This window comes from Methylobacterium nigriterrae, from assembly GCF_037106235.1.
In the GTDB taxonomy this organism is placed as follows: Bacteria; Pseudomonadota; Alphaproteobacteria; order Rhizobiales; family Beijerinckiaceae; genus Methylobacterium; species Methylobacterium nigriterrae.
The window spans coordinates 1-1,216 of the sequence record NZ_JBAWTG010000389.1; the positions used below are offsets into that span (position 1 = coordinate 1).

The 1,216-nt window shown below is 60.1% G+C and carries 1 protein-coding gene and 1 riboswitch; the gene reads left to right on the forward strand.

Features of this window, described 5'->3' with window-relative positions; genetic code table 11:
* Positions 1-257: 257 nt before the first annotated feature.
* Entirely contained in the window at positions 258-596 is a 339-nt protein-coding gene (locus WDW90_RS37310; protein ID WP_336492755.1) for a hypothetical protein, read from the forward strand.
* A 454-nt stretch (positions 597-1,050) separates the two neighbouring features.
* A riboswitch (SAM-I-IV-variant riboswitch) is annotated at positions 1,051-1,158 on the forward strand.
* The last annotated feature ends 58 nt before the right edge of the window (positions 1,159-1,216 follow it).

The window sequence follows — 1,216 nt, forward strand, 5'->3', positions numbered from 1 at the left end:
CGTTCTTCTCCGCAGGAGCGGGCAACAGCATCGTGTCAGAACGTCGGGCTCGGGGTCAGAACCACTAGTTGCCGATCCATCGTGCGAGCAATTACGCGGATAGATGCCTATGGAGGCACAGCTGAGCAGCCTGGCCGACTGAAGCCCAGTGTCGAATGGCATCCACATGCCGTCGGGGCTGGCTCCGCTCAGAGGCGGCAATTCCTTCCTTCAGCGCAAGGACGAAACGGCTCCATGATTCGAGCCGAGGGCGAGCGATGCAGGTCAGCAATGCGTTCGATGCGGTCTGGATTGTTCTCGGCCCGCTCTGCCTGGCACTCTTTCTGTTCTGGGCTGATCGCAGCTTGGTAAGCCTTCGCGGCAAGTCAGCCCGCAATGAGCGGCGGCGGACTACCGCGATGTTTCTCAATGCGCTCGCCATCGCGTTCGTCGTTGCGGGACTGGCGAACAGCTTCCTGGTCAACGACTTCTTCGCACTCATTGCCCTCAAGGGCGGCACCGGGTTCGAGCGCGCTGTCGCAACCTGGGCTGCCGTTCTGATCGGCGTAGTCCTCCACCTCCTGGCACGCATGACGCTCAACGGTATCGAGGACTGAGTGGCACGGACATCACTATCAAGGCTGGAATAATCTCTTTCAGCCGCAGATGTGGGCGCCTCGAACAGTCCGAGCCTCGTGCGTGGCCACAGCGAGGTCCTTGAATACAGAGCCTGCAAAGTCCATGGGGCCTTTGTCCAGCGCCGCATCCCACTCCGTGCAGTCGCGCATCGGCTCCTCCGGCGCGATCCAGCCTTGTAAGGCCACACACTTGTGTCCTACCCGGCCCTCTTTACTCGTTACAGCTGGGCAAATTATGACCGAAAATCTCGCAGGCGCCCCTATGTCCGAGGACCGAGTTCGATCTTTCGAAACGATCGCGTGACGCCGTCAACTTTGTCAGAGCGCAAGATCTCAAGGAGAAACTCCGGCGCCTTTGATCTGGACAGTTTTCGCTCGCACTGTTGAGACGGCGACCGGAGCTTGAATTTCTGCTCAAATCAGCGCAACCTCATCTTTGCATCGAGATGAGGCTGGCGCCTCGACCAACCTGCCCCTGCGGCGAAGGTGGTTCCGGAAACCCGGGATGCGGCCGACCTGATCGGCAAAAATGGCAGGAGCGCCAGTCTGCCCGTGTTCGGGGTGGAAGCAATGGCGAAACGTCCTGCAGGCGGCGAGTA